Raw genomic sequence first — 26,410 nt, forward strand, 5'->3', positions numbered from 1 at the left:
CTAAGACAGCTCTCTTTTCGGCTTTATTCACTCACATTAACTACCATTTTCCCTAAGACACCTCTCTTTTCGGCTTTATTCTTCCGGTTTAACTGCCATTTTCAGTGAATCATATTCAATTTGGTCGTTAATCGCAATTTCCTCTCAATACACAGAAAAGAGATGGCCTTAAGCCATCTCTCTCCCTTTTATGCTGGTGCATCAATTTCATCTTCAGCAATATGTTTTTCGTTATATTCCACGTCTTTGCGTGCATTGTAGCGGTCAGCTTTCTCAAGGGTAACCGTGATGTTGTAGTCAGGGATACCAGCGAATTTTTCGTAGCGGCCCCTTGGCAATAGGAAGTTTCCTTCCGGGAAGTGGACTTCGACGTTGCCTCGGGCGATGTCCACGAATTTGGCTCTTCCCTGGAATACACCGAATCCATTGTAAAGAACGATGCCTTCACCCTCTGCAATGCTTAAATCCTTTCCATCTTCTGCGTTCATTAATACATCATATCGTCCGGCACCATTCAGCGGGTCCACTTCTTTATAGACCATGGAATTAAACTGCTTCCCGCGGCGTGAGGTTACAATGAATTGCCCTTCTTTCTTTCCAAGGTCGGGAATATCCACAGTAATAAGTGTGCCTTTTCCGTCAGGAGTCGGGCAGACGCCGTCCTCGCATAGCCATGCTCCGCCCCACTGGAAGACATCACCTGCTTTTTTCAGGTGCTGGATGCCATCATAACTAGGATTAGCCACTGCAATTTCATCACGGATTTCCTGTGCATTTTTAAATTCAACGAGATGAGCAGTTTCAGGCTTTACACGTTTGGCAAGATCAATGTAGATTTTCCATTCCTCGCGTGCTTCTTCAATTTTATTCTTATTCCCTTCAATTTCCGGGCTGAAGTACACCATGCGTTCTGTTGATGTGGAAGTACCCCCGCCCTCCTGTTCATATCTGGTTTTAGCCGGAAGCACAATGACTGCTTCTTTCGCATCAACCAGTGTAGACGTATTTAAAATAATATCCTGGTGAACACGAATATCCAGTTCTGAAAGAGCTTTTTCGATAAAATCAGGATCTGGCATTGTTTCAAGGAAGTTACCGCCTGAAAGATAGTAAAGCTTTATTTTCCGTTCATGGTCCTCTGGGAGCAGGATATTCTCGAGTGTCACCCCGACGATATCACCCTGCCATTTCTCAAGATCGAAGCCCCAAAGATTTTGAATGCGGGTAAAATTATCACCGTAAAAGTCACCGCCAGGCAATACGAATGGATCTGCTCCCATTTCACCGCTTCCCTGCACAGATGAATGTCCGCGGAATGGCATAAGCCCATTATGCTTTCGGCCCAGATGACCGCGAAGCAGAGCAAGATTCGCAACCTGTGAAATATTATCAGTCGCAAAAGAATGCATGGTCAGGCCAAGAGCCCAGGCATAGACTGCATTTTTGCTGTTCGCCAGCAATTCCGCAAGCTCGATGATACGCTCTTTGCTTACACCGGAAGATTTAATAATCTCTTCCCATGACTGCTCATTTACTTTCTTTTTCAAATCTTCGTACCCATTTACATGCTCGTTCACAAACTTATGATTGACGGCAGAACCGCGCTCCGCTCTCTCCATTTCAAACCAGTGTTTCATGATCCCGTGCATAAAGGCAATATCGCCGCCGATATTTACCTGATAAAAATCATCTGCAATTTTGGTGCCGAACAAAGCAGATTCAGGATTTGACGGAATCCAGTATTTGTCCATTGCCGGCTCTTTATATGGATTGACGACAATAATTTTTGTGCCGTTCTTCTTCGCTTCAAGCATGTATTTAGATGATACAGGCGAGCTGTTTGATGCCACACTGCCCCAGAATAACAGGACATCCGTTCCAATCCAGTCAAGGTAGTTGGCTGTCGAAGCTCCTACTCCAATGGAACGCTTTAAAGCAGTTTTAGAAGGTGAATGGCAAATGCGGCTCGCATTATCGATGTGATTCGTTCCAAGAAAGCGGGCAACTTTGCCGGCCACATAATAAGATTCATTCGTAATTCCGCGGCTAGTCAGGTAGAACGCATACTGTTTAGGATCGAGCACTTTCATTTTTTCAGCAATCATGTTCATGGCATCATCCCAAGTGATCCTGGAGAATGAGCGCTCTCCCTTTCTGCGGATCATCGGATAAGGAATGCGCCCCAATTTACGAAGCTCGGTGCTGTCATATTTGCGCAGCTCATCGATATCGGCATGCAGAATTTCCGGTTTGATCGCACCGGCAGTATTCAAACGAAGGACATTCAACCTTGTTGTACATACGTGCGGCCCCTTAAGTGTCTGGTCATAAAGACCGGAAACGCCAAGAGCACACCCGTCACACACACCTTTCGTTAAAATATTTGCAGCATACCCAATATTATCTTTGTTTTCCCATAGGATTTTTGCTGTATCCCTCATATGCTTCGGCTTTATTTTGCCAAGCCCAAATGGAATTGGGCTTACCCAATGCTTCGGATCCGGCATTGCCTTTTTATTCTGAGGTCCTGGATGTTTTGTTTTTCCCACCTGAAACACTCCCTTGATTTTTTCTATTTAATAGAGATCCTGAATCTCTTAATTTCCAATGTTTAAATAGCATTTATTATTGTATATGGGTAAATGGAATAAATTTGCCCTTTTTTTCATAAAAAACCACCGCAAAAAGCCGCTAACTAATAGATGCTGATTTCTGCGGCGGTTAGTCTTTAGCAGGTTCGCTGCCAAGTGCCATACCATAAGAAAAGCGGAAGCGCCTTGCTGAGATGAACTTCAACTAAAATCCGCACGTCCTGTTGCGAACGTTGAAGCCAGCACTTCCTGTGCAAGTCCTGCAGGCATAAGACGAATCACGCAGGAAACCTCCCAAAGCAAGCTTTGGTCGAGCGATGAATCGCTGACGAAGCGTTCCTTGTCCTGATTTCTGGAGTGATTTGGCTTATGACCCGAGGCGCTAGGCGCTGGAGCTAGACACTATATATCTTTAATGCTGTTTATATTAAATTTAACCTGCCATACGCTCATTTGCTTCATTTTGCTTGCGCAATTTTTTAATATCAAAACGGATCAGAATTGACACAATGAGTGCCACCACAAAAAGTCCTGCGAAGCTTGTCAGACTTGAAGCATAGCTTCCTGTTGAATCCTTCATCCACGCTGCAAACATGGGACCTGCAAGTCCTGCGGCAGCCCATGCTGTAAGAATGTAGCCGTGAATAGCGCCAAGCTGCTTTGTTCCGAAAACGTCACCGATAAATGCCGGAATGGATGAGAATCCGCCGCCATACATGGTGTATACAATGGCCAGCATAATCTGGAAAAGAATGGCTTCCTTTGTTATCGGCAACAGCAGGAATAGGGCGATCTGTGATACGAAGAAAATCGTATACGTGTTCGGGCGGCCGATATAATCAGAAATGGATGCCCATGCAAGACGGCCAAGTCCATTAAAGATGCCGAGTACGCCGACAAGCGTTGCTGCTTCTCCTGTAGTCAGGCCTATACTTTCCTGTGCCAGCGGCTTTGCAGCTGACAAAATCGCAATTCCGCAAGTTACATTAATGAACAGCATGATCCATAAATAATAGAATCGTGATGTCTTTACTGCTTCATTCGCCGTCAACTGTGCCAAATCCTGTTTGATTTTGATTTTTCCGGCTGCAGCTTTTTCTTTCATGCCTTCAGGTGCCCAATCTGCTGGCGGTCTTTCTAAATATAAAGATGATAATGTCATGATGATTAAGTAAGCTGCACCTAAAATAAAGAACGTGTTTGCTGTACCAACAGATTTAATCAGTCCATCCATGACTGGGCTCGCTATCGCTGCAGCGAAGCCAAATCCCATGATGGCGAGTCCGGTTGCAAATCCGCGGCGGTCCGGGAACCATTTTACCAGTGTGGAGACCGGTGCAATATAGCCGACTCCCAAACCAATTCCCCCAAGAACACCGTAGGATATGTACAAAAATGGCAATGATCCCATATTTACTGCCAAACCGGCTCCAAGCATGCCGGCTCCAAAGAACCCTGCTGCCAGAAGGCCAGCCTTTTTAGGTCCATGCTTTTCAACAAAGTGGCCAAGGAATGCGGCTGACAACCCTAAAAATAGAATCGCCAAACTGAAAGTCAGCTGTACCTCCTTTGATGTCCACCCAAACTGCTCAATCAATGGATTGGTAAAGTTGCTCCAGGCATAAACCGAACCGATTGAGATATGAATCCCTACGGCCGAGGCGGCAATCAGCCACCGATTTTTTGTCTTTTTCACTCTTTTTCCCCCTCATAATGCTCGTATCCTGCTTTTTAAAGCGGTTACAGGATTGTTTCTTGAAATAAAAAAACCGCCAATCTCTCCCGCATTCCCAAATTTGGGCATGCTGAAGAAGGATTGACGGTTAGTATCAAGCAGGATTCGCTGCTTAAAAAACCAACTGTTAATCATTAAGGAATCTGATGACATTTTAACCGACGACAGGTTCGCTATCTCAAATCAAAATGTGACAGATTTTTGAACTATTAAAAATCATATCACTTTGAAATAACATGTTCAAGCCCTTTTTAGCAATTTTTCACTATAGTGGTGTTGGTTTTTATTCAAAAAGAACTCCGGCAATAATACCCGGAGTTCTGTCTAGTTATCTCCCTTTTTTCACATCATGCAGCAAATCCGGATGGTTTGTGAACATGCCTGTTACTCCCCAATTAATCAGCTGCTTCATTCTTTCCTTGTCATTGACAGTATACGGGTGCAGTTCAAGGCCGCTGGTCACAACCCTTTGTACATATTCCTCATTTAAATACGTATGATTAGGTCCGATGCCCATTGCATACTGCCTGATTTCCTTAATCTCTGCATCGGTAATTTCTGCATTTGCTTTATAAGAGATTAATTGAACCAGTTTAATGGAGGGATCCAATTCATTCATCACTTTAAGACTTTGAGGGCTGAATGATTGGACAAGCAGTTTCTCTTTATTAATCTTATACTCATCAATGAGTCGAAGCAGTTCTTTTTCCATGCCAGGATAAACATCCGGTGATTTTGTTTCAATGTAGTAGCTGTTGTTTTTTCCAAATTTCTTGAAAACCTCTTCAAGTGTCGGCACCTTTAAGCCTTCGTATTCCGCTTTTGATGCATACGGGTACTTTTCGTTAAACCAGCTGCCTGCATCTAGCTGCTTAATTTCGTTTAAAGTGTAATCCTTTACGGACCCTGTTCCATTAGTCGTCCGGTCAAGCGTCACGTCATGCATCGCAATGAGATGTCCATCCTTTGTCATCTGCAGATCAATTTCAATATAATCCCCATGCATTTTCTCTCCCATGTCATATGAAGCAATTGTATGCTCAGGTGCATATGCAGAAGCACCGCGATGTGACACATTTACAATGTCCTTATGCATATCTTGTGCCAACGCTGCACCTCCTCCAAATACATTTAACCCAATAACTGCCGCACCAATAACTGAAATCATTTTCTTCTTCAAAGTCTCCATCCCCTGTCTATAATGGTTTACACATTAAGAATAGGGATGAAATATTAACCCTGTGATAAGTCTATGTAAAATCTGGAAGAATTATAGTTTACAGGAATATTAATACAAGCATTTCGGAATAGGTCTCATTCACTAGAAAATCCCTATTGTAGAAACTTGTAATCTTTTTATAAGTTTTGTCGAATCTGTTTATTTGCGGTTTAATTTGTCGATAATAGAATATAGTATTTCATCCCCTGACTAGGAGCCGAATCAATGACCACACCTTCGACTGCTATAAAAAAACTTCATCATGACATCGATGCACTGCGCAAAAAGATGATTTCTGTTGGAAAAAGAAAGGGATTGTCACACCCTGAAACGCTCATGTACTCAGAGGAGCTCGATAAGCTCATCTATAAAGTGCAGCGAAGCAAATTCATCCTTTAGAGCATCCCCGGTTATTACCTCAAAAGTAATAAATATTCCATAAAACGCACACTCTTATAAAAAGGGTGTGTTTGTTTTATGATTGAGCGCTTAATCGTATGGAGGCTTTATGGTTCCTCAGGAATAACTGTGAGAAAAACATCCGTATACTTAAGCATTTTTATTGAGAAAAACTAAATATATAGCCATAATGAGAGGATAACAACTACAAGGAATTGGAGATCTTATGAAGAAAAAATTCATGATTTTATTGGCCATCGTCCTTCTTGTTCTGACAGCCTGCGGTAAAGATCAGGCACAGGAAGCGATCACCCTAAAGGACCAAACCAGCAATGAAGTGACCTTCCCGCAGGACAAGCCAAGTGTTTTCTTTTTTATCACTACATACACCTGAGGACTCTGTCAGCAGCAACTGGTCGAGTTGCATCAGAATATGGATAAATTAGAAGGCATGGACGTCAACATGTACATCGTCAGCAATGATCAGCCTGAGCAGCAGCTTGAGCTGTACAATGCTCTTGAAGAAAAAATGGGGCACAGCCTCCCATTTGTGTCAGACCCTGAAATGAAGCTCATTGAAAGGGCAGATATGAAAAATGGCGACTCAGCCTATAGAGGCTATGCTTTAATGGATACAAAAGGCAATATTGTGTTCAACAAGGTCAATGACCATTGGGGAGAAGAAATCAATAAAACAGCAGAAGATATCAAGAAAGAATATGAGGGACTTTCCAAATAAAGACGAAAAAAACACGCTTGATAAGCGTGTTCATGAATCCCTGTCTCTATTTGTGAACTGGAGCATGGCGATAACAAACATACCGAAACTGATCATCAAAGACAACACTTCAAAGGTACCCATTTATACATCGCCTCCTTATCTTCAGCCTTCCCGGAACCAAACTTGTCCTATACTCAGGATAAGTGCCCATTTGAAAATCCGTCCAAAAGGCCTAAAAAGAGCCAGCCGCATTGCAGAATTGCATGTGACTGGCTCTTTTTTGTGAAAAAGCGCTATTTACTAATGCTTGCCTCGAAAATTGCCTTAATTTAATGCACTATTCATTCAAGGAACAGACTTATTTGCACATACCTTGAATTTAGATGCGCATAGGCAAATTTATGTGCGGATAAGCAATTTTTATTTGCGGATAGAAAAATTTATGTGCGCTTTGCTTTTATACCGATCTTTCTTTTCTGAATGTCAACGGAATCCGAACATGTTTTTTTATTAAAGAGTCAACACTTAGATATAATTCAATGATCAATAACATTAAAATGATCCAGACGCCTGTATTCAAGACTACTGATTGCACCGGGGTTTCTATGAAAAAGGTAAACGTAAAGAACATCGCAAAAGTGAAGATTCGGCTCCACTGTGTCACATCGTATGTGAAGATGCCTTCCTTCAAGCCATATATTCGAATGCGCCATACCAGCCTTGCTATTTCTATAACTTCTATCACAATGAAAACCAGGAAAACGGCAAGCCAAAACCAGGCAGCCGGCTGATGAGTTACAAGGCCGGATTTAAACATGGCGAGTCCGCTGATGGACAGGGCACCGTGAAAAATACAATTGGTATTATTCCAATCTTTCGCATAGTTCCAGCCGCTAACGGCATAACGTTTAAGAATAAACCACGCACTGATGGAATAAAAAAGCAGCCCGAAAAAAATAAGAGCAGCATTCAGAACGCCAGGTACATCTGCAAAGACAGTATTGAAAAGGAGAACAAGAGATTGTGTGCTGACCGTCGTCAGCAGCAAAACTCCATGTGCCTGCTGTCCAAAAGATGTTTCCTTGAGTTCCTTGAAGCCCATTAAACTAATCCCAATATAAATAATCCACAATCCCCCATTCAGAATGGCCAGCGCCTGTGCTTCTGCACCTGCTCCAAATTGCTTGAAGAACATGATTCCGCAAATCGATGTGCCGGCCACCCAGGTTCCAATGCCAAAACGGTTAATTGGATTATCGTAATGCAGCTTCTTAAACTCTCCTTTATAAATGGTCATGCCAATCGATACAAGAATGGCCATCCATAAGGCTAAATCTGCTATGCTCATAATCTTGCCGACGCTCCCCAAATAGAAGGACAAACCGAAGAAATTCAGCAAAACACCCTGTGTCACAATGCCAAGCGCCATCACAGCCGCCATTGCAGCAGTATTGATATTTAATTTTTTACGAATAATAACGAAAACAGCTCCTATAAACAGAAGGCCAAGTAAACTGAAATAAAACACTATAATCACCATTTTAATGTATTTATTTTAATTATAACATCTTATGCAAGTGACCCTTTCGCGGCGGATAATAAAAAAACAGCGCATTTTCATGCACTGTCAGCTCCCGCTCAGCCATCTATATGAAAAGGATGTTTCCGTTTTGATCACGTTCTGAATGTAACGAATCCCCTTCATAAGGGAGTTCTATCTCAATCTTCGTGCCTTCCCCAACTTTACTTTCGACTATTAAGCGCCCACTATGGTTTTCGATAATTTTGTAGCAAATCATCAGTCCCAGCCCGGTTCCTTTTTCCTTTGTCGTATAAAAAGGTTCTCCCAGACTTGATATCCTGTCTTCTGATATGCCAACACCCTGATCGATGAACTGAATGGAAATAGTGTTGCTGGTCTTTTTAAGAACTTTAATGTTTAACTCTCCACCGCCTGGCATTGCTTCAATGGCATTTTTAATAACGTTAAGGAATACTTGTTTCAGCTGATTCTTTTCACAATGAATCATTGGAGCGCGGAGATTATTTTCTACTGCTATTTCGACATTGTTTAAAATGGATTGGGTGCTGCTCAAAAGAATCACTTCGTTGATTAATTTAGTAAGATCCTGCTTTTCGAAAATGTCTGCAGTCGGCTTTGCAAGCACTAAAAATTCACCAACGATTCCATTTATGCGATCCAATTCTGAAAGTACAATGTCAAAGTATTCATCTTTCTGGCTATTTGACTTGAAGAGCTGAACAAACCCTTTAATTGAAGTAAGAGGGTTACGGATTTCATGGGCGATTCCAGCAGCCATTTGGCCCAGAAGTGCCAGCTTTTCTGATTTTTGCAGGAGCTTTTCCTGCTCCTCTTTTTTATCAGAAATATCAGTTCCAATAGAGAGTATGGCCTCTTTGCCTTCAAAATCAACATAAAGTGACGAAACTTCAAAAAATCTAGTGGTTCCATCAAACCGTTTTATTTTATATTCTATATTGTTTAAAAGCTGCTTCTCTGACTTAATGTACTGATAACGCTCCTGCAAACGGCCCATATAGTCCATCTCTATAAAGTCAAGAAGCGACCTGCCAATTAATGCACCTTTATCTGATGCCGACAATTCGGCGACTGCAGCGGAGTTTGCATACAAAATTTCAAAGTCCTTATGTATGAGCACGGAAACTGGCAGTGATTCCAGAAGCAATTTGTGGCTCTTCTCGCTGGCCCGCGCTTTTTCTGCGAAGTACCTGCTTTTGTCAAACTGCCAGCCGACAAACCAGGCAATACTTGTAAATAGAAAAAAATCAAAAGTAAAAAACGCTTCATGTGAGAAAATGGATTGATAAGAGGTAAATAAAACTGAAATAAGCACAAGTGAAATTTGACCTGTCCGTTTACTCATATAGTCCTCTTTTTGTGTTTTTTCTATTATTTTAGCATCAATTGTGAGGTTAACGATATCATTTTCAAAAAAATTTATCTATTAAATTCTATAAAATAACCCGCCCGGGGTGCTGATAATCCCCGAGCAGGTTAAAATAAGCTTATTTCTTCTTTGGTGCAAGCTCTACTGCCTGGCGCATGGCTTCCATTAAGCTTTTCTCGTCAGCTATGCCTTTTCCGGCAATATCGAAGGCTGTACCGTGATCAACGCTTGTACGAATGATGGGAAGACCGACTGTGATATTAACCCCGGCATCCAGCCCTAATACTTTAACTGGCCCATGCCCCTGATCATGATACATGGCTACGACAATATCAAAATCGCCGCGGACAGCTCTGAAAAATAATGTGTCAGCCGGCAGCGGCCCAACAGCATTAATTCCTTCTGCCTGTGCTTTTTCCACTCCAGGAATGACTTTTTCTTCCTCTTCGCCATACCCGAATAATCCATTTTCGCCGGCATGAGGATTGATTCCGCAAACAGCTATTTTAGGTGATTCAATCCCGGCTTTTTTCAATGTGTCATGGGCAAGCTTCAGCACGTGATACACTCTTTCAGGATTGATCATTTTAACTGCATCAATAATTCCGACATGCGTTGTCACATGGATAACCCGTAAGTTTGGTGCAGATAGCATCATGGAATAATCTTTCGTATTGGTCAAATCTGCTAAAATTTCTGTATGACCTGGATACATATGGCCGCCCTTTTGCAATGCTTCCTTGTTTAAAGGTGCAGTACAGATCGCATCAATCGAATTTTCTTTTGCCATTTCGATCGCTTTAGCCAAATATTGAAATGCTGCGTCTCCAGCTGCAGGTGAAACCTGGCCAATAGGGAGGTCTTCCGGCAAAAGGTCCAAATCAAGGCAATGTACTACCCCATGCTTATAAGGGATCTCATTTAACTGATCTGCCTTTACTGCTTCAATAACAAGCCCGCTTTCAACAAATGATTTTGCCCGCTCTAAAATTTTTCTATCACCAATGACAAGCGGGTTGCTTATTTCATACATTTCAGATTCTGCCAGGCTTTTTAAAATAATTTCCGGCCCTACGCCCGCTGCATCCCCCATTGTAATGCCTACTACTGGTTTAGTTTGACTCATTGCACTCAACCTTTCTTGTCATATAATGTATTGCGTTAACCAGGGATTGCTCATTACCGAATCCCCCCGCTTTTGTAACAGCCCAATAGTTTTTTTCCCTGCTCCGGAGCCGTCCAAAAGGAAGTCCCGGTTCTATTTCTTTGTGGAGCTCCATTTCCTGAATACCCAATTCTGAACAAGCAGCTTTCGCTATGTCTCCGCCTGTTAAAATCAAGCCGTCAAGTTCCGGGAACTTATTTACAAGTTTGTTTGCAATTTGCCCCAGTCCCATGGCAATCCTTTCACCAACCTGTTTTCCTGATAATCCTATTGCTTCTCCCGCTATACGGGCTGCTTCCCGGTTCTGAACGGAAGAATCCACATAAACAACAAAATGGCTATTAGCCTGGTTTTGGCCAATTACTCCAATGACTTCTTCGAGATCAATTGACTGATTCACCAATTGGACAGGATTGATTTCTGCAAAATAAGATTGCTCAAGTTCTCTAATCCGGGCAAGCTGTTTTTTTGTAACCTGTGAAAGACTCCCTGAAACTGTGAGTGTTTTCCTGATATTGTTCTCCTCATAAACATTCTCTTTATGAGATTTTAGCTTTAGTGCATCTGGTAAATATTCTACTAGGGCACCAGAGCCAGTCCAAATCGTTTTTTTCTGAAGGCTTGTGAAAATCTCAGCAATTACCTGCAGATCCTCTTCCCTTTCACTGTCGCAAACAATCCAGGTTTTCCCCGCCGCAACAGTTCTTTCAATGAATTCAAGAATATCTGCCTTGTCTCCGCGGATCAATTCCAGATTAAGCAATGCAATATCCTTTCCTGCATCCTTTTTTAACATGTGAGGAAGAAAGCTTTCCGTTACAGGTGTCTTTGGATCCCTTCCAAACTCTGTTTCTGTAATCAGTTTGCCATTTACATAATGATGTCCAGACACCGTTGTACGATTCATTTTTGGAAATGCAGGGGCAATAACAACGATTTCCGGGCGATATACTTTTTCAAGCGCTGCCAGTTCAACAGATATATTTCCTCTTAAAGTTGAATCTACTTTTTTATAGACATGAGCATAGCCTTTTTCAAAAAGAAGAGAAGCAGCTTTTTCCACTGCTTCATATGCTTCTTCTTGTGTTTTTGCCCGGCTGTCAGTATCAACAATTAAGACATCAGGGTCAGATTGAACCTTTTTCCCGGTATAATCCATCATAACAGTGGCAGTCAGCCCTTTTTTCGCCAGCTGCACTCCTGAATCATTAGCACCAGTCAAATCATCCGCAATAATGCCAAATTTTTCAAACACAAGAACCACATCCTTTAGCCGTTAACTTTCGTCAGGTTTCCTTCTTTAAACTCATATCCTTTTCTCTCTAAGCGCTTAACCAAAAACGCTATATACAGCGGAAGCAGGATTGCGGTTGTCACAGTAGATGCCGCGACCTGAACTGTAGCCAATTCAGCATACTGCGCGAACCCTGCACTTGCTGCTGCAATGGCAGCTGGAGTTGCTACAGCATTTCCGGCAGTTGAGCCTTCAGCAGCACCTACAATTGGATTCCACTTAAACGCTTTAAACACCAGATATCCAGCTGTACCCGTTACGAATACTGTTAACAGTCCAAGGATAATACCTGATAGACCTCCGTCTACAATTGCACTGAAGTCAATTCCCATTCCAAGGGCGAACGCGAAAAATGGTATGAGCATGGAGCTTCCACTATCAAGGAATGAACGCATTTCTTCATCCAGGTTACCCAATACCATACCTACCAGGATTGGAAGCAGTACGGCAATGAATGATTGCAATGAGAACATGCCATCAACAAAGCCCATAGCACCAAAGATTGATAGGGCTAACATTGTTAAAAACGGACCGTCATTTAGAGCCAGCAATGAATAAGCTGCACGGTCTTCCTTGCTTCCATACTGACCGACAAGTGCGACGAATAGTCCGCCATTACTGTTAGTCATAGCTGCAATAATTGCAATTGGAGCTAAACCCAGCCAAAGACCATTTTCACCTGCAAACATGTAAGCGATTAACCCGAATGCCGCACCAACTGCCCACTTGGTTGCTAAAAGGGTGGCCCCTTTTCCTATTGAAACACCAAATGATTTTACGTTAATTTGAGCACCTGTACATAATAGGAATAAAGCGATTAAAGCTGATGCACCGTCAACAAACAATGCCTGAGTAAAATTTCCGATACGGAGCAAATCAGGTGCAAAAGTGTTAAGTATTGCTGCAATTAGCAACGGAACTACCATCATCCCGCCTGGAATACGCTCAAGAGTTGCTTTGATCTTCATAATTTTAACATCCCCTTTATATATGTTTCAATTTTAAACAATAAGTGAAAACGATTACAGTTTCATATTAAACGCTTTCAATGCAAAATTCAACACTTTTTGCAGAAAAATAGTTTGGTATTTTCTAGGTTTGTTTTAATTGTTGCATTTTTAAACACATATTAAAATAAAAAAGAAGCTGAATATTACTGCTTCAGCTTCCTCCACAATGTCGACCGATTAATGCCTAACCGTTTTGACACCTTTGTTTGATTTTGGTTTTCTTCCTTCATAATTGCTTCGATAATTCGTTTCTCAATTTGATCGAGTGTTCCGGATAACAGACTATCTTCAATATGGACAGGACGCTGCTTGCGATTCAGCTGTCTTGAAACAGTTTCCTTACTGATGGTATAGCCTTTCTCAGCTGCCAAGACATCAAAGAGGAATGCTTTCAGCTCAGCCGTATTTCCAGGCCACTTGTATTTTTCCAGCAGTTCCATTGCATCCTCTCTGATTTTTACTGCAGAGGTTCCATACTGCTGATGAAAATGGGCAATAAAATAAGCTGTTAAAGCTCTTATATCATCCTTGCGTTCTATTAAAGAGGGGATATAGATGCGAACAGTTTCTTCGTTAAAAAGAAGGGAATGAAACTCTGGATTTTCGCTGGATAGGGAGAGAATCACTTCTTTCCCCGATTCTGCCCATTTCTGATACTGCTTAAACAATTGGGGTTTCTCTTCTGCTGAAATGTCCTCAGCACCATAAACATATATGGATCGAATGTCTTCATCAAAGGGCAATCCTCTTCTCGTTTCCTTTGCATGTATAGAAAGCAACAAACCAGTCCCCTGATGCTTTAAGTAATGGATATAGCGTGCTAATAATCCTTTTCCCGTGCCGGCAGCTCCAATTAAGAGCCATAAATTTCGGTTTGTTCCTGCAGATATAGCCGCCAGACAATCTTTCATTGCTTCACTTTCCTGGATGATCATCGGCAGCTGAGACACTGATTCGACGTTAAGATTTTCTGAAGAACTCTTCATATTGTTAAGCTCTGTAATAATAAATTGAGTATAGATTTCATCGGCAATTTCAAGGCTTGAAACCTGAACTTTAAGCATATCTCCCTTAATTCCTTCAATTATTGCAACGGATTCTGCCTTTCCATGCCGGTGTACAAGACTCTGTAAATCACTTACGAGTATCGGAGGAGAAGAAAAAGAATTCCATTGTTCAAATACACATTCAGCATTACTGTCAAAAAGTATTATATTGTCAGTATTCTCCTTAATAATTGCTCTGAGAAGGTCGTTTTCCTGCTGTTTTCTGCTAAAAGAAAAATATACCGATTTCACTTTTTGGAACGCATCAAAGATGGCTTCACGGCCGGATTGTATCAGGATTCCCTCGAGCCCTGCTTTAGCAGCAGCTTCAACAGTTACAACATCCCCCATGATCAATTCAAAACCCTTGACCCTTAGTTCATGAACAAGGGCTTCTACTTCCTCTTCCCTTTGAATCGTAAAAACCTCTATACCAATATCCAATATGTCAGTAATCGTTTTGGCGCCTAGCGTTATGTTGGAAAAGCCTACAATTGCTTTCTTCCCTGGAAAATCATTGGCAAGGGTTAACACCCGAAGCATATCATACCCGGATACCTGAATATCAATAACAGGGATATTTGTTTCCTGTTGGACCAGCTTTGCTGTTCCGCCCCTGCTGATGATCATATCAATTCCTTCAGACCCGGCATTTTTCACATACGGGAGTGCCTGACCCAGATTTCCAGTTGCTATTTTAATGTCCAAATCTTTTTCCTCTTTCCTGCATTCCTCAATTAATGGAAGCATAGCAGGATAAGGGGCAATAAATAATGTCTTTATTTTCATCACATTCACCTAAATGTATCTTACCATTCATTTCTAAGGGACACCAATAAATAGGAAAATAGGTCAATCCTTCTTTTTAAAAGGATTTGGCAGATTAACCCTTTATCTGCCCATTCCCTTTCACAATATATTTCGTCGAAGTCAGAGCCGGCAGTCCCATCGGGCCACGGGCATGGAGCTTTTGGGTGCTGATCCCGATTTCAGCGCCGAACCCAAACTCAAATCCATCCGTGAAGCGTGTGGAAGCATTCTGGTAAACTGCCGCGGCATCGACTTCATTCAGGAATTTTTCCAAATTATCAGGGTTTGAAGAAACAATTGCCTCAGAATGTTTAGTGCCGTAGCGGTTAATATGAATAATTGCCTCCTCCACGCTTTTCACCAATTTCAACGCGACTTCTAAGCCTAAATATTCAGTGGACCAATCTTCTTCCACGGCAGGGATGATTCTTTCCCCGCATACACCTTCATCACCGTGAATGGCAACCCCTTTTTCCTTTAGTGCAAGTACAAGATCATTCAGGCCATCCCACTCTCTGTGCACAATGATCGTTTCACATGCATTGCAAACGGAAGGACGCTGTGTTTTCGCATTGATGGCAATGTTTATCGCCATTTCCTTATCAGCACTTTCATCAATATAGACATGACAATTGCCTGCACCTGTCTCAAGTACTGGGACTGTAGAATTTTCAACAACTGTCTTAATTAGCTTTGCCCCTCCCCGCGGTATCAGGACATCCAGATATTCGTTCAGCTTGAACATCCCCGAAGCAGTTTCCCGGCTCGTATCCTCAATAAGCTGTACCGCATCAGGCGGCAAGTCGCTCTTTTCCAATGCATGATGAATCACCTTCACAATTGCTTTATTGGAATGAATGGCAGTAGAACTTCCGCGAAGCATAACAGCATTCCCTGTCTTCAGACATAAGCTGGATGCATCGACCGTGACATTTGGACGCGCTTCATAGATCATGCCGACAACGCCAAGCGGGACACGTACTTGTGTAATGGCGAGTCCGTTCGGACGTTCCCATGAGGTTAAAACCTCCCCAACCGGATCGTCCAGGTGAGTAAGCTGGATTAATGCGTCCGCCATTTCCTGAAGGCGGGCTTCAGTCAAACGAAGACGATCTAACAAAGCATCACTCATTCCATTTTCTTTTCCTGCGTCCAGATCCATTTCATTTTCTGCTAAAATAAACTCCTTCTCGTGCATCAGCTGACCTGAGATCAGTTCAAGCGCACGATTCTTTTGTTTCGCAGTCATTTTCGTCAGCTCTGCCGCTGCCTTTTTTGCTTTTTTCCCTTTTAAATTTAATTCCATGAGCTTTTCTCCTTTCTTTTTTGGCTTACCCAATGGTCACGATGAATGACAACACGGCGGTCGCTTCCAGCAATCTGCATTGCTTCCGAACTGGATAACCCTTTTATGGCCCGAAGCTCATCGGATGAAAAATTAACCTGCCCCTTGCCGATCAAATCTCCTTTAGGTCCAATCACTTCCACGACATCATGAACGTGAAAATAACCGGTAATGGCGGTGACACCTGCAGGCAGCAGGCTTTTTCCCTGAGTTAAAATGGCCTGTGCAGCACCGTGATCCACTTCAATTTTCCCATTCGGAACAGAATGCAGCGCAAGCCACTGCTTGGAGGTTTTGACACTCGGCTGGGAGCTGGCACCAATATAAGTCCCATCCCCTTTGCCATCGAGGATCTCAATCAGCTTTTCCGCACCGTTCCCCACACCTATGAAAACTTGCACACCCAGTGACAACGCTGTCCTGGCAGCCCCGAGCTTCGTTACCATTCCGCCGGTTCCCACTTTTGAGGACGTTCCTGCAGCAGCAGTCATTAAGTCATCGGTTATTTCTTTAATATAATTGAACTTTTTTGCATTAGGACACGTACGGGGATTTGAATCGTATATCCCGTTCACATCCGTCAGTATAATGAGGCGCTGTGCCTGGATCAGGCCGCTTACAAGCGCGGACAGCATATCATTATCGCCAAAGGCCAGCTCTTCAATCGATACTGAGTCATTTTCATTAATGATTGGAATTACATTCCGTTTCAATAATTCGGACAATGTTGCATGTGCATTTTGGTATTGCTCTTTATGCAGGAAGTTTTGCCTTGTCAGCAGCAATTGCGCCGCAACGATGCCATGCTTTTTGAATTCTTCCGTATATCCCTGCATTAATAGCCCTTGACCAACTGCGGCGGCAGCCTGTTTTCCGGCGATCGTCACAGGGCGTGAAGGATAGCCAAGATCCGCAAACCCTGCTGCAACAGCACCTGATGAAATTAAGATTACTTCATGCCCCTTCTCTTTCAGCAAGGAGAGGGCAGCCGCATGTTCCTCCAGCTTTTCAATACAAAGTCCGCCATTCATATTTGTCAGCGAACTGCTTCCGATTTTTACAACAATTCGTTCCCTTTTCACATGCTTCACCACCTATGAGAAAAGCGCAAGCGCCTTGCCCGCCCCCGACAATCACTAGTCGGGCCTCCCGGAAAAGCGTCCTTTGCCTTTTTGGGAGGATACCCCGAAATGTGAAGGGACTGGCCCAGGGACGACAGGCATAAGACTGTTCCTGTATGATCTGAAAGGAAACGGCTTAGGACCCCAGTCCCCAGGAGCCGAAACAAGGCATGCTTGTGACATTGAGGGGGCAGGCGCTGGAGCTATACAGTTCTCGAAATTCAAAATATTTTCTTAAATTGCAAAAAAAGCCCTCCCATCCCTTTAAAAAGGACGGAAGAGCTTAGTCTTTCGCGGTACCACCTTCATTGGCACTTCACACAGCAAGCGCCCGCTTTGAAAATCCATTAACGCAGGAAATTCGGCCAGGTTTTCCTGGCAGCTCAAGGGCTAGGTTCAATAGCTTTGCAGGCTGCAGGATCTTTCAGCCGGTGAATCCCGCTCTCTTCTTGCCTGAGTTCTACTTACTGGTTCCCTGTCATGGCTGTTGTTTCTTTTTATAATTAGAATTATTATGCATCCTTCGGTATTTTATGTCAATAATTAATTCGCTGATTTAAAGGAGTAAAATCTACTGAAACAAAATTTTACACCATCACCTTTTCATCCTGAATATCATGTAAAGCATTGTGCACTTTTCCAAATTCAGACGCATGCGGGCGGTCCTCCCCATCCCCGTAGCCATAGTCCACCATTCGGTTTCGGTTCAGGCAAAGTTTAGTAAGCTCGGGTTTGAAGAAATCAAACAGTTTAAACCGTTCTTCAAGGTGCGGGAATTTTGCCTGATAATCTTGAATGGCTTCTGCCAGATAAGACCAGAATGTCTTTTCCTCTATCAATTGATGATTGATCAGCACGTTTGATAAATAACGGAGGTGACAGATGAACAGACCGGTAAAAATGAATTGCGTCAGACCTTCAGGCGGTTCACTGCGAAGCACAGCTTTCAGATTCTCATCCAGTCCTAAAAGTTCGGGGAATGGCTGGTCTGAAATATTAACGTCATCCACATAATCTTTAACTGCCAATCTCACGGGCTGTGAATCTTTTAAAATAAGAATCGTATTTTGCCCATGAGGGGAAAATACGGTTCCATACTGATAAAGGAAATGCAGAAGGGGCGGCATGATGACATTGAAAAACTGCTTCATCCACTCATTCACACTTAATCCCGACTTCTCTATCAGACTCTGAACAAACGGTTTTCCATTGGCATCTACATGATGAAGAGCTGCAAGAGTAATCGGTTTTTCCCCTTCCTTCAAATACCCATAGATGCTTTCCCTCCAAATAGCACCCAGCATTTCATTGTACTGGTAAGGTGCTCCATTTAAAGAATGGTAATAAGGATGATCGACATTGATGCTTGCGATTTCCCCTGGAAGCACCACTTCGCAATCTTCCTTTAAGAACTGGTCATTCTCGTAAATTCCTTTAATAAATTCAGTAACCTGGGGGGCAATTACCGTCCGTTCAGAAGGAAGCCCGCGGTAGACCAGTGTATTTAAAATGCTCATTGGAAGCTTCACATGGTGTTTCCTCTTCTCACTTACATTCACAAATGTCCGAATGGACTGCTGGGGCAGATAATGGTCCGTTCCTTCTTCAAGAGGGATCATTTTTTTATTCGCCAAATCTTCCGGGAAGTTTTGAATCAGAACGTTTTTCCACTGCCATTCATGCACCGGCATAAAATAGTAATCTGCAGGATCCAATCCATACTTTCTGATGATGTCTGAAAAACTCCTGGTCATCTCAGCACCAAGTTCATTCGCGATCAGCTTTTCATAGTTCAGCCCAGTAATAGACTGGAATTGGGAACGCTCCCTGTGGATCGCTATCCAGAACAGCTTCGTTTCTTGCTGCATTTCCGGAGAGAAGTTTAAATAATCATCCATGCCAAAACCGATCCGTCCTTTGTTATAGGTGATCCAAGGGTGGCCGGTCATTTTGCCTTCCAATTCCGCATAATCAAGTTCCGTCAGTTCATCCGCTGATATTCTGTGATGAACCTTCATATTTGCATCGGCAATCAGGGTATGATTCAATTCCCTGATCAGATGCCCTGCTGTTTCGGATGACATGCCAATACTCTCCTGGATATCAGAGAGAAATTGAATCGCATTGACGGCTGGATGCCATGTGTCTTTTTCACAGGCTTCAATAGAGTCCGCTTTTACGTCAAAACTGTCAAATAATCGTTTTTCTCCCTTAAATCGGTATTTGCGGCCTGTGGATGTCTGTAATAAATAAACATCACCTTCTAACTCGGGATGAATCATATCTTCATACATAAACTCTGAAAGCATTTTGGCCAGCAGATTTTGATTCACGTTTTCCCAGACTTCTTTTTGCAAAATCCCTTCAGTTTCATTGATATATAACATACTATTCCTCCTTTATCTGATTGCGGCAGTATTCCAGGATTCATCCGCTTCAAACGACTGAAACACATTCTTTTTGTTTACCGGATAAATTTCCCGGCCGTATACCTGTTTCATGATGACAGCGTTCCGGTAAGCCCCCAGTCCAAGGTCAGGTGCGCCGACACCATGTGTATGAAGTTCCCCATTTTGAATGAATATCTTATTTTCTTTCATGGTTTTAGTCTCCAAAGCATAATCGCGCGTGACCTTGAAGCGATTGTGACCATCCCAATTGACTTCATCCTGCATCTGGAGAAGAAAATGCGGCATGGACGGTGCATAACCAGTCCCTAAAATGACGAAATCTGACTCCAGCTGAAATAATTCTTCAGAAACACAATGTTTTAATGTCAGCAAATGAGTGCCATTCCTTAGTTCAATCCCTTCAAGTTCAGTCATGGCGAGCAAATGAATCGGAGGCTTCTCACCGCATGCTGTTTTATCATATAAAAGGTCATAAATATCAGCGATCGTATTCATGCTGATTCCCTTGTAAAGAAGATCCTGATTTGAAAGCAGAGAATCCTTCTTGTCCTGTGAAAGCCGGTAAAAGAAATCGATATAATCCGGCGAAAAAAATTCCAGGCCTAATTTGCTGTATTCCATCGGAAAGAAACCTTTTGATCGGGTGAACCAGTTTAATTCATAGGCACCATCATCCTTCCCCTGCAGCAAATCATAGAATATCTCGGCTGCGCTCTGGCCTGAGCCGATCACTGTGATCGAACCTGCCTGCTTAAGCTCACTTTTTCGCTCCATATACTCAGAAGAATGCATGACGTTCGGTCCCAGATGCTTTTCCAGATGTGAAGGTACTGACGGACTTGTTCCAATTCCGACTGCCACATGTTTTGTTAGATAAGATTCGGCTTCACCTGTTTGCACATTTCTGACGACAACTTCATATAGTTCATTTATTGAGCTGATTTTCTCTACCTGGAAGCCAAATCTGCAGGATGTAAGCTGGCCGGCTACCCATCGGCAATAGTCATTGTATTCTTTTCGGGGGATATGAAATTTCTCCAGAAAATAAAAATGGTACAGCCTGTTATGCGTTTGTAAATAATTTAAATATGTAAATCTGCTCTGTACATTGGCCATGCTGATTAAATCAGCGAAAAATGGAACCTGAAGGGTTGTTCCTTCAATCAGCATTCCCTTATGCCAATTGAATTCTGTTCTTTGTTCAAAAAACAGGGCCTCCTTCCCTCCTGTTTCCTCCAACATGGCAGCAAGCCCGAGATTGAAGGGACCGATGCCGACGCCAATAAGGTCATACACTTTCTGCTGCTGCAAAGACATCTCTCCATCTCCTTTCAAATTGTTTTCTTTCGCAGAACATCAGCATGCCCGTCTTATCCGGAAGCTCAATGGGCTTCATTTTTTTAAATCCGCATTGTTCAAAAATATGAATCATTTTTTTATTGCGAATATCCGGCTCTGCGATGATTTTATCTGTCCCCTGGTGTAAAAATTGAAAAAGAACCATGGCCCGCAGCAGCGGAAGAGCATATCCTTTCCCCAAATAGTCAGGTTCACCAATCAGGAGATGGATTCCCTGGTCTTCAGGTTGAGGATCATAACAGCTCTCAACCACATCCCCTTTAACCCAATACGCTTCCCAATAGCTTATCGGGACCCCATCCAGCAGGCCTAAAAATAGCTTTTGGTGTGTATCAGCCAAAAAACCTTCCAAATGGGTCCTGTATTTTTCAAAAGGAATGTTCAAATTCCAGAATGGACTGACATGCGGCTCCTGGTGCCATTTATGCAGGATCTCTGCATCTCTTTCCAGCTCGACTTTTACAAAGGATATGGTTTGATTCACTTCCTGATCATAAATACTAAACTCCGGCTTCATCAGCAATCAGCACCTTCTTCAGCGGATTAGGTATTTTTGTATAAACAGATTGGGTCTCCAGTGAGCCAACCAGTTCATCCAGATCATAAAAACGTGTGAGCAGGTTGGCTTTGCATGGGAGCTCCTTCATTTCCAGCAAGCTTTTAAGCAAATCAGATTCCCGCCCTGACTTTTCATAATGGTTCAAGAGCTTTTTCTTCAAAATGGCCAGGAGAGCTTCTTCATCAGCGAGTCCCGCGGTCCCAAAACCATTAATGAGCCCAAACAGATGGTTCATAAAAAAGTAATAGCGGAAGCGCTCGATTGCAACATCATCACTGCAGAGTGTAGAACTTTTTCGGCTCACATCCGGAATGATCCCGGCAAGCAGCTCAGCTTTTGATTCACTAAAATAATAACCCTGATTATCCCGGTAATAGAATGCGGACGGGTAGCCGTTTTCCAGCTGGACAATCGAATTTTGCTGATGAGCTTCAAGGGCAACCCCATAAGTTTCATAGAGCCAAATCAAAGGATCGAGGGTAATGGATAAATATTTTTCAAACCAATCCCGGCTAACTTCCCAAGCCATCCGATTCTCTTTTTCTGCGATTTCATGGATAATCGCCTCCAGTCGAGTGCGCCCGCCGAAAGCATGATCCTGAACAAGGCCTGCTATTAAACTGGCATTTCTATCATTCTCATAAAAAGGATTCTCACGGATCACCACTTCAAATCCAGATGTTTCTTTATTAAGCGGAATGTTCATGAAAGCCGGATCCTGTATGATACGGAAAGCAGGATACAGGTCCTGGAATTTAATTCCCAACTGGGATTGCATCAGCCGTGTCACTTCAACCCCTCTGTATAGTTCTTTTTCTAAATTCACCCGAAGCGAATTCGTAATTTTCACCGGGACGGAAAACTTAAACATATAGTGGAAATCCGGACTATAAACTGTACGCATGGATGACGTCGCTTCAAATGGCAATCCGTAAGGACCTATGTAAAGCAGTTTCCCTGACTGAATCAATGCCTGCACTTCCGTGTCTTTCAATAAAACTGGCACCTGGAGAGGATGTACAGGGATGAAGACAGATTTCCGATCCCCGCCGAATTTCCCTTTAAATCTTTCATCTCTCTGCAGCAGCTCCATAATGATCTCTTCCGCGCTGGCCTGATCAGCTGAGTCTTGAGAAACAATCGCCCGGTCCGCTTTAAAAAAGTGAAGCTGGAAGCTTCCCTTTAATTCCGGAGAATAGGAAGACTCCGCTTCAAAGGTCATTCCCTGTTTGCTTTTCGGCGTGGGATGAAGCAAGTGGCCGAATAAAAGCGACTGCTCTGCTTCAATATAGGTAAAGTCGGTCTTCTGCAGACTGTCTGAATCCCCTTCACGCTCCTGTAAATAGCGCTGAATATTGCGGCAGCTTAGAATCGCCCGCAGCATCAGCTCATCTTCCGCTCCTTCTCTTTCTGTCGATGCCAGCAGCTCTTTGCTGATTAAAGATACAAGTGTGACATAATCCAGCGGAACCTCTTTGCCATTTACACTCATTAAGAGCGGAAAATGAAAGGTATGCCTGCCAGTCAGAGACCAGTGCCTGACAGCAGCATAAATAACAATATCCAAATGTGCCAGTTTAATTTCCAGACATTTGGAGGAAATCTCTACCTCCCAGTCAGGCTTCCAATTTTCAGTCACCAGAAAATGCTGTGTTTCTCTTAAGTAACAATTCAAAAAGCTTTGCATGCTTGCCTGCTGTGCCATTTCCGTATGATTTGTCAAAGGGCTTCCTCCTTCTGTTTGTACTCTTTCGCAGATTGACTGAGGGACTCAACAGCCAATTTCACTTCCGTCATGGTTGTCTGCGGGTTTAAAAGTGTAAATTTCAAATACTGAGAACCATTTATTTTTGTTTTAGCGATCAGTCCCTCTCCGCTGTGAAGGAGTTTTTTATATATGTGCAGATTAAGTCCATCAGCATCCGTTTCATCAGTAAACCGGAACACAATGGCATTTAATTCCGGCTCGGTATTTATTACTTCAATCCCAGACGTTTCCTTCAGCCATAGAGCCGTTTGTTTTGCCAGCTCAATCGTATGGTCAATCATGCAGGAAAAGTCTCTTTCCCCTACTATCCGCAGTGACATATAGAGTTTAAGCGCATCAAACCGCCTGGTAGTCTGAACCGATTTATTTACCAGATGATCGAGGTCTTCTTCTTCGGGATTTAAATAATCTGCGTGGTAAGACAGATACTGAAAGCTGGATTTATTTTTAACAAAGAAGGCTCCGCAGCTGATCGGCTGATAAAACATTTTGTGAAAGTCGATGGTCACTGAGTCCGCCAGATTGATTCCAGCCAATTTGCCACAATGTTTTTTGCTCAGAACCAGAGCTCCACCGTATGCAGCATCAACATGCAGCCACATTCCATTTTCACTGGCGGCTTCTGTTAATTCCCCGAGTGCATCAATGCTGCCAAAATCGGTGGTTCCACACGTGGCTGCGATGCACATAGGATAATATCCGCTGGACTTTAGGCGCTGGATCTCTTTTTTTAATGTGGAGTCACACATTCTCATGTGTGCGTCAGTCTTGATTTTTACCACAGCCTGTTCACCGAGTCCCAGCTGGGAAGCTGATTTGCTTACAGTAAAATGGGCTTTTTCTGAACAAAGAATTCGCAGCTTGTGTGCTTCAGCAGGCAGTCCCAGCTTTTTTACATCCCAATTCCACTGTGACTGGCAAAAATGATCCCGAGCGAGCAGCAATCCCATGTAATTGGATTGCGTCCCCCCGCTTGTGAAAGTGCCATCCGCACTATCGGCTAATAAAAGCTTTTCAGCCAGCCATTTCACCAATTTTTCTTCCAGATAGGTAGCCGCAGTGCTTTGATCCCACGAATCCATCGACTGATTCAGTACAGCGATGATCAATTCAGCCGCGATGGCAGGAATCAGGGTGGGACAATGCAGATGGGCCATGCTGCCAGGGTGCGTGACATGGATGCTGTTGCTGACGACTTTTTCCATAATTTCTTTAAGTACCAAAGACGGAGACTCCCCATTTATTGAACTGTTTGTTAATAGGGCGATTTCCTTTTCAATCTCTTCTGCCTTTTTGCCATTGAATACCTTAGGCTGCTGCCGGTAAAATTCGCTCAGTAAATTCTGCGTTTCTGAGAGGATCCGCTGAAAGCTGTTCTGGCTTTCAGCGTGTTGAGATAAAAAATAATCCTTAAATTGATTCATTTCACTGCTTCCTTTACAGCTTCTGTAAAAATGTTAATGACTTCGTCCAGTTGTGCTTCTGTAATGATAAGCGGCGGAAGAAAGCGGACGACACTGCCATGTCTGCCGCCAACTTCCAGGATTAAGCCGCGGATGAAGCACTCTCTTTGAATGCGGCTTGCAAGGCCCGGATCTGCTTTGCATGCTCCTTTTCGGCTGAAAGGCTCGGAAGGATCTACAATTTCGGCTCCTACCATTAACCCTCTGCCGCGGACATCCCCAATTTCAGGATATTCCTCCTGCAGTTCCTTTAGCGACGCAATCAATTTCTCGCCCAAAACGCCAGCTTTTTCGGCTAATTTATTTTCTTTTATATATCGAAGTGTGGCTGTTCCGGCCGCCATTGCCATCTGATTTCCTCTGAATGTTCCAATGTGCGCACCCGGAGCCCACTGATCAAGCGCCTGGTCATAGATTACAACGGATAATGGCAGGCTTCCGCCAATTGCCTTTGAAAGGACAACGACATCAGGGACAATGCCTGCATGTTCAAAAGCGAAAAGCTTACCGGTTCTCCCAATCCCAGTCTGCACTTCATCGATAATGAGCGGGATATCCCGTTCGTTTGTAATTCGGCGAATTTCTTTTAGCCATTCGACAGGTGCCGGGATTGAACCGCCTTCACCCTGAACCACTTCAAGAATGATGGCAGCAGGCGGCAGTATCCCGCTTTCCGGATCATCAAGAAGATTCTCAATATAGCGGCTGCTGAGTTTATGTGTCTCTTCCCCGCCAACACCGAAAGGACAGCGGTACTCATATGGATAGGGCATAAAGTGGACATCAGGCATCAGTCCCTGGACTTTTTCCTTTGGAGAAAGATTTCCGGAAAGGGCCATTGTCCCATGTGTGGCTCCGTGATATCCTCCATGGAAAGACAGGATGCTCCTTCTGCCTGTTGCCGTTTTAACCAGTTTGATTGCCGCTTCGATCGCATCTCCTCCGGTTGGGCCGCAGAATTGAATCTTTGCCCTTTCAGCAAGCTTCTCAGGAAGACTATTAAACACTTCACTTACAAATTCTTCTTTTACAGGTGTGGTTAGATCCAGCGTATGTAATGGCCGCTTATCATGCAGAACCTTCCCAATAGCCTCCGTAACCACCGGATGATTGTGGCCCAGAGCCAGCGTTCCAGCACCCGCAAGGCAATCGATATACCTTTTTCCGTCTGCATCCTTCACATAAATACCTTCTGCCTCCTCAATCGCAATCGGGATCCTCCTTGGATAGCTCCGCGCGTTCGATTCGCGCATTTCCTGCTGCTTTAAGTAAAAATCATTTGTTTTCTCTATTTGCAAAATGCTCATAAATAGTGGTTCCTCCTTTGTTATTGTTGAAAATGATTCTCATTATTGATTACGAGATTACTTTAAATGATAATGATTATCATCGTCAATAGGAGTTCTTCCCTAATTTACTTTCCTGTTTGAAATTTTTATTTTTAATTCAGGTCTTCCGTTGGAT

Annotated in this window: 21 protein-coding genes; 4 read left to right on the forward strand and 17 right to left on the reverse strand. The window is 43.2% G+C overall.

The features are described from left to right. Positions 1-188: 188 nt before the first annotated feature. From ACR42H_RS13915 to ACR42H_RS13925, 3 genes are all read right to left on the reverse strand, one after another. The gene (locus ACR42H_RS13915) at positions 189-2,549 is read right to left on the reverse strand and encodes an FdhF/YdeP family oxidoreductase (RefSeq protein WP_436371234.1); all 2,361 of its coding nucleotides are present in this window, start codon (positions 2,547-2,549) and stop codon (positions 189-191) included. A gap of 475 nt (positions 2,550-3,024) precedes the next feature. Further along, the gene (locus tag ACR42H_RS13920) at positions 3,025-4,287 is read right to left on the reverse strand and encodes an L-lactate MFS transporter (protein ID WP_113881145.1); all 1,263 of its coding nucleotides are present in this window, start codon (positions 4,285-4,287) and stop codon (positions 3,025-3,027) included. Positions 4,288-4,654: 367 nt separating this feature from the next. After that, positions 4,655-5,515, reverse strand: coding sequence for a glycerophosphodiester phosphodiesterase (locus tag ACR42H_RS13925; RefSeq protein WP_436371236.1), 861 nt, complete (start codon positions 5,513-5,515; stop codon positions 4,655-4,657). A gap of 255 nt (positions 5,516-5,770) precedes the next feature. On the opposite strand from ACR42H_RS13925, the gene ACR42H_RS13930 reads away from it, so the two are divergent. From ACR42H_RS13930 to ACR42H_RS13945, 4 genes are all read left to right on the forward strand, one after another. Beyond that, positions 5,771-5,944: an aspartyl-phosphate phosphatase Spo0E family protein gene (locus ACR42H_RS13930; protein ID WP_113881147.1), complete on the forward strand. Its 174-nt coding sequence runs from the start codon at positions 5,771-5,773 to the stop codon at positions 5,942-5,944. A gap of 226 nt (positions 5,945-6,170) precedes the next feature. Beyond that, positions 6,171-6,338 carry a hypothetical protein gene (locus ACR42H_RS13935; protein WP_166672420.1) on the forward strand — a complete coding sequence of 56 codons (168 nt, stop codon included), beginning with the start codon at positions 6,171-6,173 and terminating at the stop codon, positions 6,336-6,338. Positions 6,339-6,356: 18 nt separating this feature from the next. Beyond that, complete coding sequence (locus ACR42H_RS13940; RefSeq protein WP_258549804.1) at positions 6,357-6,683, forward strand: redoxin domain-containing protein; 327 nt, start codon at positions 6,357-6,359, stop codon at positions 6,681-6,683. Then, entirely contained in the window at positions 6,664-6,951 is a 288-nt protein-coding gene (locus ACR42H_RS13945) for a hypothetical protein (RefSeq protein ID WP_436371239.1), read from the forward strand. The genes ACR42H_RS13940 and ACR42H_RS13945 overlap by 20 nt, the downstream gene beginning before the upstream one ends. 171 nt (positions 6,952-7,122) lie before the next feature. Here the strand turns inward: ACR42H_RS13945 and ACR42H_RS13950 are convergent, their stop codons facing one another. The 14 genes from ACR42H_RS13950 to ACR42H_RS14015 form a co-directional block, all read right to left on the reverse strand. Then, the gene (locus ACR42H_RS13950; protein WP_436371241.1) at positions 7,123-8,205 is read right to left on the reverse strand and encodes a hypothetical protein; all 1,083 of its coding nucleotides are present in this window, start codon (positions 8,203-8,205) and stop codon (positions 7,123-7,125) included. A gap of 106 nt (positions 8,206-8,311) precedes the next feature. Next, entirely contained in the window at positions 8,312-9,571 is a 1,260-nt protein-coding gene (locus ACR42H_RS13955; protein WP_113881149.1) for an ATP-binding protein, read from the reverse strand. 142 nt (positions 9,572-9,713) lie between these two features. Further along, positions 9,714-10,721, reverse strand: coding sequence for a 4-hydroxythreonine-4-phosphate dehydrogenase PdxA (gene pdxA / locus ACR42H_RS13960; RefSeq protein ID WP_436371243.1), 1,008 nt, complete (start codon positions 10,719-10,721; stop codon positions 9,714-9,716). Beyond that, entirely contained in the window at positions 10,708-12,015 is a 1,308-nt protein-coding gene (locus tag ACR42H_RS13965; RefSeq protein WP_113881151.1) for a four-carbon acid sugar kinase family protein, read from the reverse strand. Before ACR42H_RS13965 ends, pdxA begins: the two co-directional genes overlap by 14 nt. A gap of 14 nt (positions 12,016-12,029) precedes the next feature. Further along, positions 12,030-13,022, reverse strand: a complete 993-nt coding sequence (locus ACR42H_RS13970; protein WP_436371245.1) for a 2-keto-3-deoxygluconate permease — start codon at positions 13,020-13,022, stop codon at positions 12,030-12,032. A 185-nt stretch (positions 13,023-13,207) separates the two neighbouring features. Next, entirely contained in the window at positions 13,208-14,899 is a 1,692-nt protein-coding gene (locus ACR42H_RS13975) for a PrpR N-terminal domain-containing protein (protein WP_436371247.1), read from the reverse strand. Between the two features lie 94 nt (positions 14,900-14,993). Then, positions 14,994-16,226, reverse strand: coding sequence for a glutamate-5-semialdehyde dehydrogenase (locus ACR42H_RS13980; RefSeq protein ID WP_436371249.1), 1,233 nt, complete (start codon positions 16,224-16,226; stop codon positions 14,994-14,996). Further along, positions 16,217-17,347, reverse strand: a complete 1,131-nt coding sequence (gene proB / locus ACR42H_RS13985; RefSeq protein ID WP_436371251.1) for a glutamate 5-kinase — start codon at positions 17,345-17,347, stop codon at positions 16,217-16,219. The genes ACR42H_RS13980 and proB overlap by 10 nt, the downstream gene beginning before the upstream one ends. A 626-nt stretch (positions 17,348-17,973) precedes the next feature. After that, complete coding sequence (locus ACR42H_RS13990; RefSeq protein ID WP_436371253.1) at positions 17,974-19,773, reverse strand: IucA/IucC family protein; 1,800 nt, start codon at positions 19,771-19,773, stop codon at positions 17,974-17,976. A gap of 12 nt (positions 19,774-19,785) precedes the next feature. Next, positions 19,786-21,114 carry a lysine N(6)-hydroxylase/L-ornithine N(5)-oxygenase family protein gene (locus ACR42H_RS13995; protein ID WP_436371255.1) on the reverse strand — a complete coding sequence of 443 codons (1,329 nt, stop codon included), beginning with the start codon at positions 21,112-21,114 and terminating at the stop codon, positions 19,786-19,788. Continuing rightward, positions 21,086-21,673 (reverse strand): GNAT family N-acetyltransferase, encoded by a 588-nt coding sequence (locus tag ACR42H_RS14000; RefSeq protein ID WP_436376922.1) that lies wholly within the window; start codon positions 21,671-21,673, stop codon positions 21,086-21,088. The genes ACR42H_RS13995 and ACR42H_RS14000 overlap by 29 nt, the downstream gene beginning before the upstream one ends. Beyond that, positions 21,657-23,438: an IucA/IucC family protein gene (locus tag ACR42H_RS14005; protein ID WP_436371257.1), complete on the reverse strand. Its 1,782-nt coding sequence runs from the start codon at positions 23,436-23,438 to the stop codon at positions 21,657-21,659. The genes ACR42H_RS14000 and ACR42H_RS14005 overlap by 17 nt, the downstream gene beginning before the upstream one ends. Then, entirely contained in the window at positions 23,435-24,907 is a 1,473-nt protein-coding gene (locus tag ACR42H_RS14010) for a pyridoxal phosphate-dependent decarboxylase family protein (protein WP_436371259.1), read from the reverse strand. The genes ACR42H_RS14005 and ACR42H_RS14010 overlap by 4 nt, the downstream gene beginning before the upstream one ends. After that, positions 24,904-26,253, reverse strand: a complete 1,350-nt coding sequence (locus ACR42H_RS14015; protein WP_436371261.1) for an aspartate aminotransferase family protein — start codon at positions 26,251-26,253, stop codon at positions 24,904-24,906. The genes ACR42H_RS14010 and ACR42H_RS14015 overlap by 4 nt, the downstream gene beginning before the upstream one ends. Between the last annotated feature and the right edge of the window lie 157 nt (positions 26,254-26,410).

Source organism: Cytobacillus sp. BC1816, assembly GCF_051353635.1.
In the GTDB taxonomy this organism is placed as follows: domain Bacteria; phylum Bacillota; class Bacilli; order Bacillales; family Cytobacillaceae; genus Cytobacillus; species Cytobacillus oceanisediminis_C.